The organism is Ensifer sp. Root142 (assembly GCF_001426785.1).
Classification (GTDB): domain Bacteria; phylum Pseudomonadota; class Alphaproteobacteria; order Rhizobiales; family Rhizobiaceae; genus Ensifer; species Ensifer canadensis.
The window spans coordinates 62020-77121 of record NZ_LMFK01000019.1 but is presented as its reverse complement, the minus strand read 5'-3'; the positions used below and the strand labels follow the sequence as shown (position 1 = coordinate 77121).

Here is a 15102-nt window from a genome sequence, read left to right as displayed (position 1 = left end):
CAAGCGCTGCGGATGAAGATAGCGATTTTTGAAAGGAAGGTTCGTCAGGGCGCAGTTGCTAAATGCGCGGTAACCAAAGTTCAGCAAGCAAATATCGATTTGTCAGAGATATAGACAAAGTATTGATATGTCAACCGTTGGTTTTTTCTTGCCGGGTTTTGCCAATTTTGCGGGTGTTGCGAAACGGCAATTCGGAGCGAAATTTTTTCCGGTGCAGCATATGTATTTTAGGCCGGGAAAGCAGGTGTAACTATTTGGTTGCCTGCAAAAATTTCCGCTTGAGCTAACATCAGCCCGGCTCGGCATAGGGCCGCTCGCGCGGATGATGCAGTCTGCCGCGCTGCGGTCGATGTCTGATTTTGACGGCAACACGATCCACCCTGGCAACAGGCGCTGCCATGGTTCCGTTGCCTGGTTCAGGCGGAGGTCGCGGCTCAGATTGTCGTGGAGACCGCTTCGGCCAGATCGTGCAGACCGATGCTGGCCGACGGGCCGACGAGCACGAAAGACGCGCCGCCGCGCTGCCAGGAAACCATGCCGAGATTGTCGCGGATGCTTTCGGAGAACTTGTCTGACTGCGGGCTGTCGCTGTCCTTGAGGAAGCAGATGGCAAACACGTCGCCATCGGCATTGCGATAGATAAGTTGCGCGACGGGTTTGCTGTTGGCGACGAGCAGACGCGCACCCTCGAAGTTCAGACCCTTGCCGGTGAGGTTGGGAATGGTGAACGGGACGCCGACGCTGGAGGCGAGCCAAGTCTCGATCTTCGGCGCTTCGGAGGCCGGGACCTCGACGAGCCGTTCCTTCTGGCGGGAATAAATGCGGTGGTAGTCGGCGATGTCGTCAAGCCAGGTGCGGGCGGAGGCGACCCTTGTCGGCTCGCCGGCGTGGTTGGCCGTGCCGATGATAAACCCGGTGAAGCCACCGACCAGCACCAGCGCCACGGAAGCAGCCATCACCCGCGGCCAGATGCGCACGCTGCGCACATTGGCGGCAGCGATCGTCACGCGTTCCGCCTTGGGATTGATGCCGGAGCCCTGCTTGATCTGACGCACCAGCGCCAGCGGCACGGGATCATGAAGGAAATCCTCGAATGCCGTGTTGCCGAAGGCGCTGCCGGCCTTCAGCTTTTCAAACAACGCCTTGGCTTCCTCGTCGCGGGCGAGGAGCGTCTCGAGTTCAGTCTTTTCTGCCTCGCCGAGTTCGCCATCGATATAGGCGCACAACCGGACTTCGAGCGCGTGACCTTTTGTTTGCTGCAACGGTCATGCCCTCCTTTCGGTGTTTTCGGAGATCATCGCGGCGAGCCTCAACCGCGCGGTCGACAGCCTGCTCATCACCGTGCCGATCGGGATACCGAGGATATCGGCAGTCTCGCGGTAGCTGTGGCCTTCGACATTGACCAGCAGGAAGGTGCTTGCCAGGCCCTCAGGCATCGAGAGGATCATCTTCTGCAATTGGTTGGCGTAGACGGCTTTCTCGGCGGAGGCCTCGATGCTCAGTTCGTCCTGGTCGGACACGTCGACCGTACCGCTGCCGGTGCGGACTTTCCGTTTGCGGATCTCGTCGATCCAGAGGTTGCGCGTCATGGCGTAGATCCAGCTTTCGAGCCGGCCTTCTCCGTTCCAGAGGTGACTGCGCGTAATCGCTCTTTCGCAAGCTTCCTGGACAAGATCATCGGCATCATGTGCATTGCGCGTCAATGTCATCGCGAAGCGGCGCAATTTGGGCAGCAAGCTGACCAAGTCGCGTCTGAAGTCCTTCGTTTCTGCCGCTGGGCGCATTGCTCTTCCAAATGAAACGTGCGGGATCGTGTCTTTATTCGCCAGGTAATTCCACGGTGAATGATATGAAACATTTGACCGTTAGTCTGCAAGGGAAGTCACGGATCGGAAAGCGAAATCTGCTCTTTCTTTCGCCGTTATCCCAAAAACCCTTGCCGATCCGCATGTCGTCTCGCAGGGCGGTCGTTACCGTAAACTGCAAGGGTGGGCCGGCATTGCGTCAAAGTTCGGCCCGAATCTGATCGGCACTCATCCGCACAACTCCAGGTCGATCACAGAGGACGCGTCAATGAACGAGCATGCATGCGGCGAGAGACGAAATGACGGTCGACCTTCCACAGGGCGACCGCGTGATGGCGGGTGGCGCCCCGCTCCGAAATTCTTGCGGGTGGCCGGCTTGACCGTATCCCTGGCGGGCCTCGCCGGTTGCCAGAGTGCGTCTCTCAGCGAAACCGGTTCGCTGTCCTCCTACAAGGATTTCGTCGCAAGCGACGGGATGGTAACCAAGACCAAGTATCGGGTGGATGCCGCTTCGACCAAGACGGTCAAGACCGTGCATCTGATCCCGACGACCTTTGCCTCCAATGCCGATGTCGGCACCCTCGGCGACCCCCAGAAGAAGCTGGTGGCGACGGCGATCGACCGCTCGCTGTGCGAGGCGCTAAGCGCGCATTTCGATGTCGTTCCGGTGTCGAAGCCGGCGGATATGGCGGTGCGTTCCGTTGTAACGAAGGTGAAAGCCACCAACGCCGTCGTTGCCGGCGTGTCGAGTGTCGCTTCGAAAGTCTCGCCTGTCCCGGTTCCGCGCCTTCCGATCGGTCTCGGCAATCTATCGGTCGAAGCCGAGGCCTTCGATGCCAGAGGCAAACAGATCGCGGGTCTGACCTGGGCGCGGGGGGCAAACATCGTCACCAGCGGTTCGCGCGCGTCGACTGCCGCCGACGCCTTCGAGCTTGCCGGAGACTTTTCCGACGATTTCAGCGCGATGCTGGCAAAGTCGAACGATCCGATGAAGTCCGACTTCGAGCTGCCGTCGATGAAGAACGTCTCGAATAGCGTGTCCTATGCGGTTACCGGCAAATCGACCGATCCCGATTGCGCGGTTTTCGGGCGTGGCTCGGGGGTCACGGGCATTGTCGGCGGCGCGCTGGGCTTGCCGCCGGAATGGACCGAGAAGAAGCGCAACTGAGGAGACGCTTCAAGGATCGATGCCGCGGCTGCCTTCCCAGGTTCGGGAAGGCAGTGGGCATGCATCAATATTGCCTGACGCCGCCCAAAGACTGCAGCAGCGAGCGATAGGCCCAGGTGTCTTCGCCGCCGCGATCGCGAATCTCGACCAGTTGCACGCGGGCATCCTCTACCTGACCCTGTTCGATCAGGGCCTGGCCCATGTAGGAGCGGGCGAGGATATAGTTCTCGTCGGCTTGGAGCGCGCGCTTGTAATACTGCATGCCGAGCTCCATGCGCCCGGCCTTGCGGTTGGCATAGCCGAGATAGTTCAGCACGCGGGCGCTCTTCTGATCCTTGACGGCGCCGAGGACCTTGATGGAGTTCTCATACTGGCCGGCATAGGCAAGCTCGCGGGCGGCCTCGAAGAGGATGTCGTCGCTAAGATCGCTCTTCTTGGCATTGACGCAGGCGTTCTTCTTGGCATCCCAGATCTTGCCGTTGGTGCATTCGCTGCTCGTCTTGGTTTTCTTCGGCGGTTCGCTGGTGTCCTCGCCGGCGGCCATGGCGGTCTGCCCTGCAAAAACGGCCGCGCTGGCGGCAAACAGGGCGCATAGAATGGTCTTGCGGTTCATCATGCCCATCTCCCAACATATGGAATGGCGCCGAGCACACCATTCACGGCACAGAGGATAGATCGCTCTGCCGGTCGTGGGAACCCGAACGGGAGTGTGACGCACGAATAGGGGCATTTATTCGCCCGGCGATGGGATTTCGGCGAAAAGTCGGGCGAGCGGGCCTAGAAGCGGGTGGTTTCGACCAATGTGGCGCCGGTCGCATCGGCGTTGAGCGCGTAGCGCTCGCGGGTGAGGAACCAGTTGCCGGCCTCGCCGGCAATCGTGAACAGATTGTAGGCAGCCTGTGGCTTGTGTCCGCCCGGACCCTGCGACGCCGAGGAGATACCGACGACCGGCACCGGGCCATTCGGGCCCTGCAGCGAGTAGACCGTATTGAGGTGGGTGTGGCCGTGGATCACCAGCTCGGCGCCGCCCGACGAGATCGTTGCCGCAAACCGGCGGATGCCGAGCATGCGCTTGTGCAGCGAGGCGGCGCCGTGGATCGGCGGATGGTGGATCATCACCACGCGGAAAAGACCGGCGTCAGCGGCCTGGCGAAGCAGGTTGACGGTGGCGCGCGCCTGCCGCTGGCCGAAATAGCCGCTGGCGGCAAAGGGCGGCGTCGCGACCGCAGTCGAGCAACCGATCAGCGCCACCGGGCCGCGCACCCGCAGATAGGGGAAGCAGCGATGGCCCTCATGCCACTCGGCCGGTGCGCCATCCGCCCGCATAAAGGGATACCAGGCGCGCGTCGTCTTCTCGTAGGCGCCGGGCACATAGGCATCGTGATTGCCCGGGACGATCGAGATGTTGGCCGGGTCGCCAGCGTCCTCGAGCCAATCGGTCACCGTTGCGATCTCCCGCGACGAGGCGAGGTTCACCAGGTCTCCGGTGATCGCCATATGGTCGGGATCGCGCTTCTCGATATCGGCCATCAGGCAGTCGAGCGTGCCCGTGAACAGGTGCCGGCTGCGGTTCCGGTGCCAGTTGACGAAGCCGGTGATGCGCTTGGAGGCAAGTTCCCTCAAGGAGAGATCGGGCAGGGGGCCGAGATGGATATCGGAGATATGGGCAAGTTTGAACATCGTCCCCGTCTAGCGCATATTCCGGTTGAGGGGAATCATGTCGCCGGATTAATCCGGTCTGACAGTCAATGCGGAAGGATAGGCATCTGAAGCAGGAGCGGCCACCGGAGATGCGACGCTGGTATCTCCGCGTCCTGATGCGCCTGGTGCACGGCTATTACGCGTTGTCGCGCGGCATGACGATCGGCGTGCGTGCCGCTTGCTTCGACGTTGAAGGGCGCGTCTTCCTGGTGCGGCATTCCTACCTGCCCGGCTGGCATTTGCCGGGTGGCGGGCTCGACCGCGACGAGACCGCGCTCGAAGGGTTGCTGCGGGAGTTGCGCGAGGAGGGCAATCTGGAAACGACCGCCCCGCCGACACTGGTACAGGTCTATTACAACAGGCGCACGAGTCGCCGCGATCACGTGGTCTTCTACCGTTGCGACGGCGTGCGCCAGACCTTGCCGAAGGTGCCGGATCTGGAGATCGCCGCGAGCGGTTTCTTCGCGCTTGATGCGCTGCCTGACGATACGACGCCGGCAACGCGCCGCCGGCTTGGCGAGCTTGCGGGCAGCACGGCTTTCGACAGCTACTGGTAGGGCCGGCCGCGCGCCGCCGCACGCGTGAACGCGCGGCGGCGGCTTAAGGCTCTTTTTTTGCGCATGTCATGATCGCAAAACCGCTACACACTTTTGCGCGACATGCGTTAGGCAGCCTGCCGCCCATGCGGCGCATCCAGATCGATGATCGGGCCGACGGGTACGACGCCGGTCGGATTGATCATCGTGTGGCTGCGGTAATAGTGTTCCTTGATGTGGTTCATGTTGACCGTCTCGGCCACGCCAGGCACCTGGTAAAGGTCACGCAGATAACCCTGCAGGTTCCTGTAATCGGCGATCCGGCGGATGTTGCACTTGAAGTGCCCGACATAAACGGGATCGAAGCGCACCAGTGTCGTGAACAGCCGCCAGTCGGCCTCGGTGAGCCTGCTGCCGGTCAGGTAGCGCCGGGTGGCAAGCCGCTCCTCCAGTTCGTCGAGCATGTCGAACAATGGGGTGACGCCTTCCTCGTAAGCTTCCTGGCTCGTGGCGAAACCGGCCTTGTAGACGCCGTTGTTGACCGCGCCATAGATGCGGGTGTTCAGCTCGTCGATTTCGCCTCGCAGTTCCTCCGGGTAGAAATCGTCGTTCGAGCCTGTCAGTTCGTTGAAGGCGGAGTTGAACATGCGGATGATTTCGGCGGATTCGTTCGAGACGATCGTGTTTTTCTGCTTGTCCCACAGGACGGGCACGGTCACCCGGCCGGAATAGGTTGGGTCGGCGCGGGCGTAGACCTGCCAGAGGGCGTGGAAGCCGTAGAGGTGGTCGACAGTGCCGCCATCCTTGCCCTTGAACTCCCAGCCCTTCGTCAGCATCAGCGGATCGACGATCGAGACCGAAATCAGGTCTTCGAGCTTCTTCAGCTTGCGGAAGATCAGCGTGCGGTGCGCCCAGGGGCAGGCAAGCGAGACGTAGAGATGATAGCGCCCGGCCTCGGCCTTGAAGCCGCCCTCGCCGGATGGGCCTGCCGACCCGTCGGCGGTGATCCAGTTGCGAAACTGCGATTCGCTGCGCTTGAAATGGCCTTTCGTCGCCGCCGTGTCATACCAGACGTCCTGCCAGATGCCGTCTACAAGCCTGCCCATGGGCGATCTCCTTTGTCGTTTCGTCGTTCATAGATAGCGTCTTTGCCGGTCTTCGATAGGTATCGATTTCTGAACAGTGCGTTTTGGGCTTTGACATCGGGCAATTTTCTGGTATCGGCGATTTCAGAAAATTTCTCTGTGTCCGGAACGAACCGTACTCATGACCTTCTCGGGAAACCTGCGACGACGCTGATGCTGCCAACGCCCTCTTCGGGTGACGCCATCCCCATGTCCGTTCGTATGCCTGGTTCCTGATCCCATGAAAAAGCACGACCTCGTCTACCTGACCGAAGACGCGTCCCATGACGCAGCCATCGAAATCATCAACGAAGAAGCCTTTGGCCCCGGCCGGTTTGCCCGGGCGGCTGCGCGCATTCGCGAGCAGGGGCCGCACGATCGGTCGCTGTCCTTCATCTGCGCCGACAATGGCGGGACGATCGCCTCGGTCAGGATGACGCCTGTGATGGCCGGTTCGATCAAGGGCCACCTGCTTGGACCGCTTGCTGTCAGGCCGTCGCACAAGAACATGGGCATCGGCCGGGAACTCGTGCGCATCGCCGTGGAGGCGGCACGGCGGAAGGGGTCGCAGGCCGTCATCCTCGTCGGCGATCCGCCCTATTATCAGCCGCTCGGCTTTGAAAAGGTCCGTTACGCCGCACTGGAATTTCCGGGCCCGGTCGATCCGGCACGGGTGCTGGTGGTGCCGATGGCTGAAGGCGTTCACGCCGGCCTTGCCGGCGTCATCGGCTGGCGGGACGACGCGGCCGCCCATGACGCGGCCGAGTTGGCCGATATCGAACTGGCGCTTGCCGTTTGATGGCCTTCGGGCCTTACTGCGAAACCAGCAGCTTTTTCAGGAAGACGCGGCTGCGGCCCGGTGGAAAGTCGGGCAACTCGCCGAAGGTCTCATAGCCCTGGCGCTTGTAGGCGCGCAGCGCCTGCGGGTTGAACGTGTCGATCCAGGCGCCGTGGCAGCCGCGACGAATGGCCTCTTCCTCGGCCGCCGTCAGCAGCTTGCCCGCAAGGCCCTGTCCGCGCAGGTCTTCCGGTAGCCACAGCCATTGCACGAACAACCAGCCCCAGGCGGTGTAGCCGCTGAGGCCGCCGCGTTTGCCCGCCGCATCGGGTCCACCGACGAGCACTGCCAGCGGCCGCCGCTCGGATGGGCCGACATCGGCGGCGTTGAACGCCGTCAGCCCGTTGCCGATCGCCTCGAGTGCTTCGGCCGGCGGTGCGTCGGTGATCTCGAACATCACTGCTCCTCCTTTGCCAGCCGTTTGGCTATCGGTTCGAATTCCGGTGTCGCCGTGCGCTTGACCGGATTCGGCGTGCCGGCGTCGATCGCGTCCCAGTATTTCCAGTGGACCTTCTTCGATCCCAGTTCGTAGTCCATGCCGTCCCAGCTGTCTTCGCGGAAGCTGTAGAAGGCCCAGTGCAGGCTGTTCTTGTCGAGCGTCGTCAGCACGTCTTCGAGGTAAGCCTTGCAGCCGGTCCAGCGGCGCATGCAGCCGAACTCGCCGGCAACGACGCGATTGAGCGGTATGCCCTTGTCTTTCGCCCATTGCACCGGTTGGTCGAGATAGGATGCGACCCGCGCCTTGTCCCAGTCCTCATCGCCTTCGCCGAAGGGCACCTTGCCGGGATAGGTATAGGGCTTCTCGCGCTTCATGTTGGGTGCGCTCGTCGCGGCGTAGGGCTCATACATGTGGAAGCTGTAGACCACCTTCTGGTCGCTGAGGCCCGACGGCCAATAGGTGAAGCCGTCGGCTGCCGCGTACCATCCGGCGTCGGCCATGATCGGGGTGGCCGGATCGACCTCGCGGATTGCGGCGATGACCGTTTCGTAGAAGGCCACGAGGTCGGATGCGCTGCCTTTCTTGCTGGCATACCAGTCGAGCATCGCCTTCCTGTCGGCATGCTCGGCAAGGCCGTTTTGCTTTTCAGGCGCCGGTTCGTTGATGATGTTGTAGGCGGCAACGCCAGGATGATCCCTAAGTTCGCGCGCGAGATCGCGCCAGAAGCTTGCGGCCTCAGCCCACCAGGCCTTGTCTTGCCAGATGCGCCCATCGAACTTGTTGCCGTTGTTCTGCGACCAGCGCATGCCGGGCAGCGACAGGGGAGTGATGACGACCTTCAACCCGGCCTTGTCGGCCCGGTCGAGCGTTTCCTTCAGCATCTTAAGGTCGGCCGCAGGAATGCCCTCGTATTTGTCGGCATCGCCGATCAGATAATCGCGCTTGGCCGGCTTCCACTTGTCGTAGGAGAGCCGGACCCAAGTGGCGCCGTAACCGGACAGCGCCTTGAAATAGGCCTCGTCCGGCGGCAGCCGGTTGAAGCTGTTGCCGCCGTGCTGCGGCTTGTCCCAGAAGCCGATGAGATCGGCCGCATGAGCGGGCCCGGTGACGACAGAACCGGCTACGGTGAGAGCGAGGAGGGAGGAGACGATCAAACGCATGTACAGGGCTCCTAAAAACTATCCCTGCGATTTCGACAGTCATTGTGGCCTAAATCAGGAACGGCGCATGCTGAAGACGTCGAGCCGGCTTTCACCCACATCGTTTTCGTCGAGCTGCCAGCCGCCGCGTTGATAGAATGCTCGCTTCTCCGGCAAGGAGCAGAGATGCACGCTCTCGACGCCGGTGGCCAAAGCCGCGTCCGCGGCATGGCGAACGATGCTCGCGCCGATGCCGAGTCCACGAAAGGTCGGCTCTACCCAGACCGCCGCGACCCAGGGACGAAGTGCCGGCCGCTCGTCGAGATCGGATTCGATTACCGATGCGGTGCCGATGAAGGTCGCGCCGCGATGGGCGACGATGGCAAACGGGATGTGGTGGTCGCCAAGGCTTCCGGCAACCAGTTCGGCGATATGGCCAAGCGGAAAGCCACGCGGCTCCCACCAGGCCCGCCAGACACGGTCGGCGATATCATCGGCGAAATAGGGCACATCGCGCAGGTTGCTGATGGCGACGCTCGGATCGGTCATCGACCCTCGCGGTACCAGGTCGCCGATATCAGGAAGAGCAGGACGGCAAGGCCGAAGAGACCGGTAAACAGCGACAGCGAGTTGATGCCCCTGAGCACGGTTTCATCCGTCATGCGCAGCGACAGCCGCTGGTCGTCGGCGACACGGACGGCGCCGCGCACCGGCAGGATCGATGGCAGGTCGATGGCGCCATCGGCACTTGCCAGCCGGCGCACAAGCCCCTTGGTCTTGTCAGCCCAGGGGCGCAGCTTGTCCTCGGTCGAGATCGCCGCCCTGAACTCCGGTGCGTCGACATTGCCGACATGCACAAGCGTCGTCAGTTCGTCGTTGGCGACTTCGAACAGGCCGGTTTCCGTGGTCTTGATTTCGGCGCTGTAAAGACCCGGCTCGCGCTGGGCGAGCGTCAGCTCCTCGGTCTTGCCGGACGGGTAGGTGAGGGTCGCATGGCCGGGGTCACCTTCGATGGTCTGACGGGTGATCTCCAGCGTGCGGCCGGCGGCACGCGCGGTCAGCGCTTCTTCTTCCAGCGCCGGCTCCTGCATCAGCCAATGGGCGGTGCGGCGATAGAGCGAGACGTGCGGACCGCCGCCCTCGAAACCGCGCGCCCAGAGCCAGCCCTGGTCGGACAGCAGCATGGCGACACGGCCCTTGCCGACGCGGTTCAGCACCAGCAGCGGCTTGCCGTCAGCCGCTTCCATCACGGTCTGACCGAGCGGCCTGTCGACGTCGACGGTGCGGAACCAGCGGCCCCACTGCGGCGGTTCGCTTGCCGCACCTTCGAGGCCACGGGTGACCGGATGCTTCTTTCCCTCGTCCGACAGGCGGGGGTAAAAGCCTTTTTCATTCATCACGCCGGTCGGGTTTGCCGGCAGCACGGCCGACAGGGGCGTTGCGGCAATGGAATCGTTGCCGGCATGTTCGGGACCGGCGGCGATCAGCAGCGCACCGCCGTTCTGAACATATTGCGCGATGTTGTCGTAGTAGAGGATCGGCAGGACGCCGCGGTGCTGGTAGCGATCGAAGATGATCAGGTCGAACTCGCTGATCTTGTCCACGAACAGTTCGCGCGTCGGAAAGGCGATCAGTGACAACTCGTTGATCGGGGTCCCGTCCTGCTTTTCCGGCGGGCGCAGAATGGTGAAGTGCACGAGATCGACGGCGGCATCAGATTTCAGCAGATTGCGCCAGGCGCGCTCGCCCGCATGCGGCTCGCCGGAGACGAGCAGCACGCGCAGGTTCTCGCGGATGCCGTCGAGCACATGGACGGCACGATTGTTGGTCTCGGTGACTTCACCGGGGACGCCGTTGACCGCGAATTCGAGAATGTTGTTGCCGCCGCGCGGCACGGTGAAGCTGAAGGGCACGTCAGTGCCGGGCTCGACCACTTCGGTTGCGATCTCGTTGCCGTTGAGGCGGATGGTCACCTGCGCGGTTCCGCCCGGTGCCGCACCGTCATCAACGACGCGGAAGGACAGCTTCTGCTGTTCGCCGACGATGCCGAAACGCGGCGCGCTGACGATCTCGATGCGGCGGTCGAACTCATCCGGCTTGCCGCTGATCAGCCCATGGATCGGCGCGTCGAAGCCGAGCTTCTGGTTGATATCGGGGACGTCGTGGATCTGGCCGTCGGTGATGAAGATCGCACCGCCGACCCGTGCCGGCGGCACATCGGCAAGCACGGAGGTCAAGGCGGAGAAGAGCCGCGTCGATGGCGCTTCGCTCTCTTCGCTGTCGGCAGCCTCGACGATGCGGGTCTCGATCTGCGGGAAGCGCGACAGCCGGTCCTTGAGATCGGCAAGCGCCTTGTCGGTCTGCTCGCGCCGGCCGGCATAGTCCTGGCTCTGGCTGCGGTCGACGACAACAGCGACGATGGTCGACAGCGGCTCGCGCTCCTCCTGGAAGAGGATCGGATTGGCCAGTGCCAGGCAGAAGGCGGCAAGGGCTGCGGCACGCACCCAGGCTCCGCGCACGCCGCGCCAGATGCCAAGCGCAGCCAGAATTGCGGCTGCAACGGCAAGCACCGCCAGATAGGGCCAGGGGATGAAAGGCGAGAAGTCGGCGGTCATCGATCGGCCCTCATTGTCCGAGCCGTTCGAGCAGGGCCGGCACGTGCACCTGGTCGGCCTTGTAGTTGCCGGTCAGCATATACATCATGATGTTGACGCCGGAACGGAAGGCGTATTCGCGCTGCATTTCGTCCGGCGGCACCGTCGGCAGCAGCGCGACGCCATTGGCGTCCACCGCCCAGGCGCCGGCAAAGTCGTTGCCGGTGATCATGATCGGCGTCACGCCGTCGCCCGAGCGCGCTGGGCGGTTGCTTGGCTCTTCGCGATTGTCGAGCTGCGCCTCGATCCAGAGCGGGCTGCCGGTATAACGGCCTGGGAAGTTCGCCAGCAGGTAAAAGGCCTTGGTCAGCACGTGGTCGGTAGGAACCGGCTCCAACGGCGGGATGTCGAGGTTGGCAAGGATCGCCTGCAGCCTCTCGGTGTTGGGGCTGGTGCCACCGGATGACGCGCCGAGCGAGGAGAACTGGTCGCGCGTGTCGAACAGCACCGTGCCGCCGGCGCGCATATAGGCGTCGATGCGGCTGACGGCCTGTGGGCTCGGCATCGGCGCCGAGGCGGAGACCGGCCAGTAGATGATCGGGTAGAACGAGAGCTCGTCCTTGGTGATATCGAGGCCGACGGGCGTGCCGGGCTCCAGCGTGGTGCGATAGGTGAGGAAGTCGGTGAGCCCCGTCAGCCCGCGCTCGGACAGGCGGTCGACTTCACTCTCACCGGTCACCACATAGGCCAGATGCGTGGTGTCGAGGCGCTCGAGAATGGCGGCGTCTTCCGGTCGACTGTCATCGGCCAGACTATCCGGCGGCGAAACGAGAAAGGCGCTTGCCGCCAGCAACAGGACCGCGGTCATGGCCTTTGCTGCGCGCAGCCGCGAGAAGGCCCCGCCCATGAACAACACGATCAGCGCGTCGACGAGCAGCAGCAGCAGGGCCAGTGTGAACAACGCCGGCTTCAGCGACCAGCTCTCGGACCCGGCCAGTTGCTGGGCGGTGTGAGCGCCGGCGGCCGTCATGTCGATCGGCTGCAGCTCGGCATTGCGTGGCAGCAGGTTGAGCGCGGTGAAACCGTCTTCGGAGCCATAGAGACCCGGAGGGTTTTCCGGTGTGGCGACCGGCACCTTGCCGGGGATGACGTCGAGCGGCCGGGCGTTGCCGGTCTCGGCCACGAGCACGCCGTCGGCATTGAGCAGCCGATAGGGCGCGAGCGTCTGCTGTTGCGCCTTGCCCTCGTTGGCAACGCCGCCGCCGCGCGAAAGCTGGACGCTGCGGCGAAGCATTTCGACGAAATCGCCCGAGATCGGCAGGTTCGACCAGGTGGCCTCGGCGCTGACATGGAAAAGGATGATGCGACCGGCGCCGTGAGCTGAGGTCGTTACCAGCGGCGTGCCGTCGGCAAGGCTTGCCCAGGTGCGCTCGGCAAGATCGGAGGTCGGCTCGGCCAGCACCTGCCGCTTGACGAGAATGTCTGTCGGGCGTGCCATGCCGGCAAACGGGCTGTTTCCGGGGTAGTCGGCAAGCGGCTGCGGTTCGGACCAGGACAGCGCGCCGCCAAGCGCGCGTTCACCCTGGCGCAGCGTCACCGGCACGAGCGGATCGTCTGCGGGGGCAGCGGCAAGCCGCGGGCCGGCAAAGCGGATGAGCATGCCGCCATTATCGATCCACTTCGACAGCTTCGGATAAATCTCCTCCGGCAGCCGGCCGATATCGGCCATGATCAGTACGGACGGCTTCTGCTCCAACAGTTCCGGAATGGCGACGGCGAGATCCGTCTCGTGCGGTTCGACGAGATCCGCATAGGGGGTGAGCGCACGGTTGATGTAGTAGAGCGGCGATAGCAGCGGCTGCGACAGGTCGCGGGCCTCGCCGCTCAGCAGGGCGACGCGGCGACGGCGGAAGCCATCGTCGAGCAGATGCACGCTGCCGGCGGTCGCTGCATTCTCGATGCCGATGCGGGCAAAGTCGTTGCGCAGTTCGAAGGGCGCTTCGATGCTGCCCTTGGCAACGCCTTCGCCCGAGGCGAAGGCGATCTGTCCATCGGCGATCGCGCGCCCACGCGTATCGTAGGCGACGATCGGCAGGGTCAGCGCGCCGTCCTTGCGCAGGCGCGTTGCCGTCACCGACATGCCGGTCGAGCCGTTGCTGGTATCGGTCAGCGCTACGGTGCGGCTACCATCGGCCTCGACGACCCGCAGTTCGGCAGCTCCCACGTCAGCAAGCGCTGCCATCGTCTTCTGATCCGCAGCCTCGATGCCGTCGCTGACGAAGGCGAGCGTGCCGGGATTCGTGCCCTCAAATGCGGTTTTCAGCGCGGCTATCGCCTGGGCTCGGTCGACGGCAAGGGGAATGGGGGCGGCAGCGGCAAGCCTGTTGCGCGCGGTTGCTGCCGAGCCTGGCGTGGCGTCGTGCTGGCGATCACCGGTGAAGGCGATGGAGACTGCAAGGTCGCGCGCTTCCGCGTCGTCAATCAGCGTGCTCACGGCATCGACGCGCTGTTCCCAGTCGGTGGCGGTTGCCCAGCTGTTGTCGACGACGATCGCCAGCGGGCCGCCGGTAGCAAGTGTGTTCTGACGCGGGTTCACGACGGGATCGGCGATCGCGAGGATGACGGCGGCCGCCATCAGCATGCGCAGCAGGGTCAGCCACCACGGGCTTTTCGATGGGGTTTCCTCGCGCTTCAACACGGAGGCGAGAATGCGCAACGGCGGGAACACTTCGGCCGCCGGTTTCGGCGGCGTCATGCGCAACAGCCACCAGATCACCGGCAAAGCGATCAGGGCTGCCAAGAGTGCCGGATTGGCGAAGAGGAAGGGAAGGCCGGTCATAGCTGGCCTCCATGCGTAGCGCGTCCTGGCATGCCGGACAGATACATGTGGACGGCAACCAGCGCCTCGGAGGCGGGCCGATCGGTCCTGTGCGGCGTGAAGGTCCAGCCGAGATGGCGCAGCGTGACGCCGAGGCTTTCGCGGCGGGCGAGGTAGGCGCGCTGATAGTCCTCGCGCAGGACCTCGGCGCGGCCGGCCGTCAGTTTCTGGCCGGTTTCCGGGTCGCTGAATTCAGTCCGCCCGGCATAGGGGAAGACTTCCTCCGCCGGATCGGCAACCTCGACGACATGACCGCGCAGGCCGCGGCGGGCGAGCGGGCCCAGCCGCTCCATGATCCTGTCGGTCGGATCGAGAAAATCGCCGATCAAGACGAGATCGCTGGCGCTGCGGATCATCCCCGTCTCGGGCAGCCCTTCGGAGAGCGGGCTCAGCATGATCGCGGTTGCCAGCCGTTCGGCGGCGTTGCGGGCGGAGATCGGCTCCATCACGCCGGGGCATCCGATGCGTTCGCCGGAGCGGGCGAGGATTTCGGCGAGCGCCAGCATCAAGACCAGGGCCCGGCTTTCCTTTGACACCGAACCGAGCGTTGACTTGTACATCATCGACGGAGACAGGTCGGCCCAGAGCCAGATGGTGTGGGCCGCTTCCCATTCGCGGTCGCGCACATAGGTATGGTCGTCGCGGGCCGAACGGCGCCAGTCGATGCGCGACAGGCTTTCGCCGTCGCTATAGGGGCGAAACTGCCAGAAATTCTCGCCGATCCCGCGCTTGCGCCGCCCATGCCAGCCGGAGATCACCGTATTGGCGATGCGGCGGGCCTCGACCAGGCAGTCAGGAACGAGCATCGCGCGCTGCTGCGCACGGGAAAGAACCTCACCAGCGGGGGTACGCGCAACTATGTGCCCGATGGAGGCCATTC

14 protein-coding genes are annotated in these 15102 nt (G+C 63.7%); 3 read left to right on the top strand and 11 right to left on the bottom strand.

Annotated features, from left to right (window positions below; all coding sequences use genetic code 11):
- Positions 1–434 precede the first annotated feature (434 nt).
- A complete protein-coding gene (locus tag ASD52_RS19985) occupies positions 435–1262 on the bottom strand; it encodes an anti-sigma factor (RefSeq protein WP_025427962.1) in 828 nt (275 codons plus the stop codon).
- Between the two features lie 3 nt (positions 1263–1265).
- Positions 1266–1784, bottom strand: coding sequence for an RNA polymerase sigma factor (locus ASD52_RS19980; RefSeq protein WP_025427961.1), 519 nt, complete (start codon positions 1782–1784; stop codon positions 1266–1268).
- A 397-nt stretch (positions 1785–2181) separates the two neighbouring features.
- Between ASD52_RS19980 and ASD52_RS19975 the strand changes: the two genes are divergently transcribed.
- Positions 2182–2973, top strand: a complete 792-nt coding sequence (locus tag ASD52_RS19975; protein ID WP_158268960.1) for a DUF3313 domain-containing protein — start codon at positions 2182–2184, stop codon at positions 2971–2973.
- Between the two features lie 64 nt (positions 2974–3037).
- Here ASD52_RS19975 and ASD52_RS19970 read toward each other — a convergent pair whose 3' ends face one another.
- Both ASD52_RS19970 and ASD52_RS19965 read right to left on the bottom strand, forming a co-directional pair.
- On the bottom strand, positions 3038–3586 hold the full coding sequence (locus tag ASD52_RS19970) for a tetratricopeptide repeat protein (RefSeq protein ID WP_038577333.1): 549 nt from the start codon (positions 3584–3586) through the stop codon (positions 3038–3040).
- Positions 3587–3750: 164 nt separating this feature from the next.
- Positions 3751–4653, bottom strand: a complete 903-nt coding sequence (locus ASD52_RS19965; RefSeq protein ID WP_025427958.1) for a metallophosphoesterase — start codon at positions 4651–4653, stop codon at positions 3751–3753.
- A 110-nt stretch (positions 4654–4763) separates the two neighbouring features.
- Here ASD52_RS19965 and ASD52_RS19960 point away from each other — a divergent pair, with 110 nt between their 5' ends.
- On the top strand, positions 4764–5231 hold the full coding sequence (locus tag ASD52_RS19960) for an NUDIX domain-containing protein (RefSeq protein WP_107027893.1): 468 nt from the start codon (positions 4764–4766) through the stop codon (positions 5229–5231).
- Positions 5232–5338: 107 nt separating this feature from the next.
- Here ASD52_RS19960 and ASD52_RS19955 read toward each other — a convergent pair whose 3' ends face one another.
- On the bottom strand, positions 5339–6316 hold the full coding sequence (locus ASD52_RS19955; protein ID WP_038576325.1) for a glutathione S-transferase family protein: 978 nt from the start codon (positions 6314–6316) through the stop codon (positions 5339–5341).
- A gap of 259 nt (positions 6317–6575) precedes the next feature.
- Between ASD52_RS19955 and ASD52_RS19950 the strand changes: the two genes are divergently transcribed.
- Positions 6576–7133 carry an N-acetyltransferase gene (locus ASD52_RS19950; protein WP_025427956.1) on the top strand — a complete coding sequence of 186 codons (558 nt, stop codon included), beginning with the start codon at positions 6576–6578 and terminating at the stop codon, positions 7131–7133.
- A gap of 13 nt (positions 7134–7146) precedes the next feature.
- On the opposite strand, the gene ASD52_RS19945 is transcribed toward ASD52_RS19950, so the two are convergent.
- From ASD52_RS19945 to ASD52_RS19920, 6 genes are read right to left on the bottom strand one after another with little or no spacing between them, the layout of a single operon-like run.
- Complete coding sequence (locus tag ASD52_RS19945) at positions 7147–7569, bottom strand: GNAT family N-acetyltransferase (protein ID WP_025427955.1); 423 nt, start codon at positions 7567–7569, stop codon at positions 7147–7149.
- Positions 7569–8771, bottom strand: coding sequence for a cellulase family glycosylhydrolase (locus tag ASD52_RS19940; RefSeq protein WP_082571850.1), 1203 nt, complete (start codon positions 8769–8771; stop codon positions 7569–7571). The genes ASD52_RS19945 and ASD52_RS19940 overlap by 1 nt, the downstream gene beginning before the upstream one ends.
- A 54-nt stretch (positions 8772–8825) precedes the next feature.
- A complete protein-coding gene (locus tag ASD52_RS19935) occupies positions 8826–9299 on the bottom strand; it encodes a GNAT family N-acetyltransferase (protein ID WP_038576313.1) in 474 nt (157 codons plus the stop codon).
- On the bottom strand, positions 9296–11365 hold the full coding sequence (locus ASD52_RS19930) for a membrane protein (protein WP_025427952.1): 2070 nt from the start codon (positions 11363–11365) through the stop codon (positions 9296–9298). The genes ASD52_RS19935 and ASD52_RS19930 overlap by 4 nt, the downstream gene beginning before the upstream one ends.
- A gap of 10 nt (positions 11366–11375) precedes the next feature.
- Complete coding sequence (locus tag ASD52_RS19925; RefSeq protein WP_025427951.1) at positions 11376–14183, bottom strand: DUF4159 domain-containing protein; 2808 nt, start codon at positions 14181–14183, stop codon at positions 11376–11378.
- A complete protein-coding gene (locus ASD52_RS19920; RefSeq protein ID WP_025427950.1) occupies positions 14180–15100 on the bottom strand; it encodes a DUF58 domain-containing protein in 921 nt (306 codons plus the stop codon). The genes ASD52_RS19925 and ASD52_RS19920 overlap by 4 nt, the downstream gene beginning before the upstream one ends.
- Positions 15101–15102 lie beyond the last annotated feature (2 nt).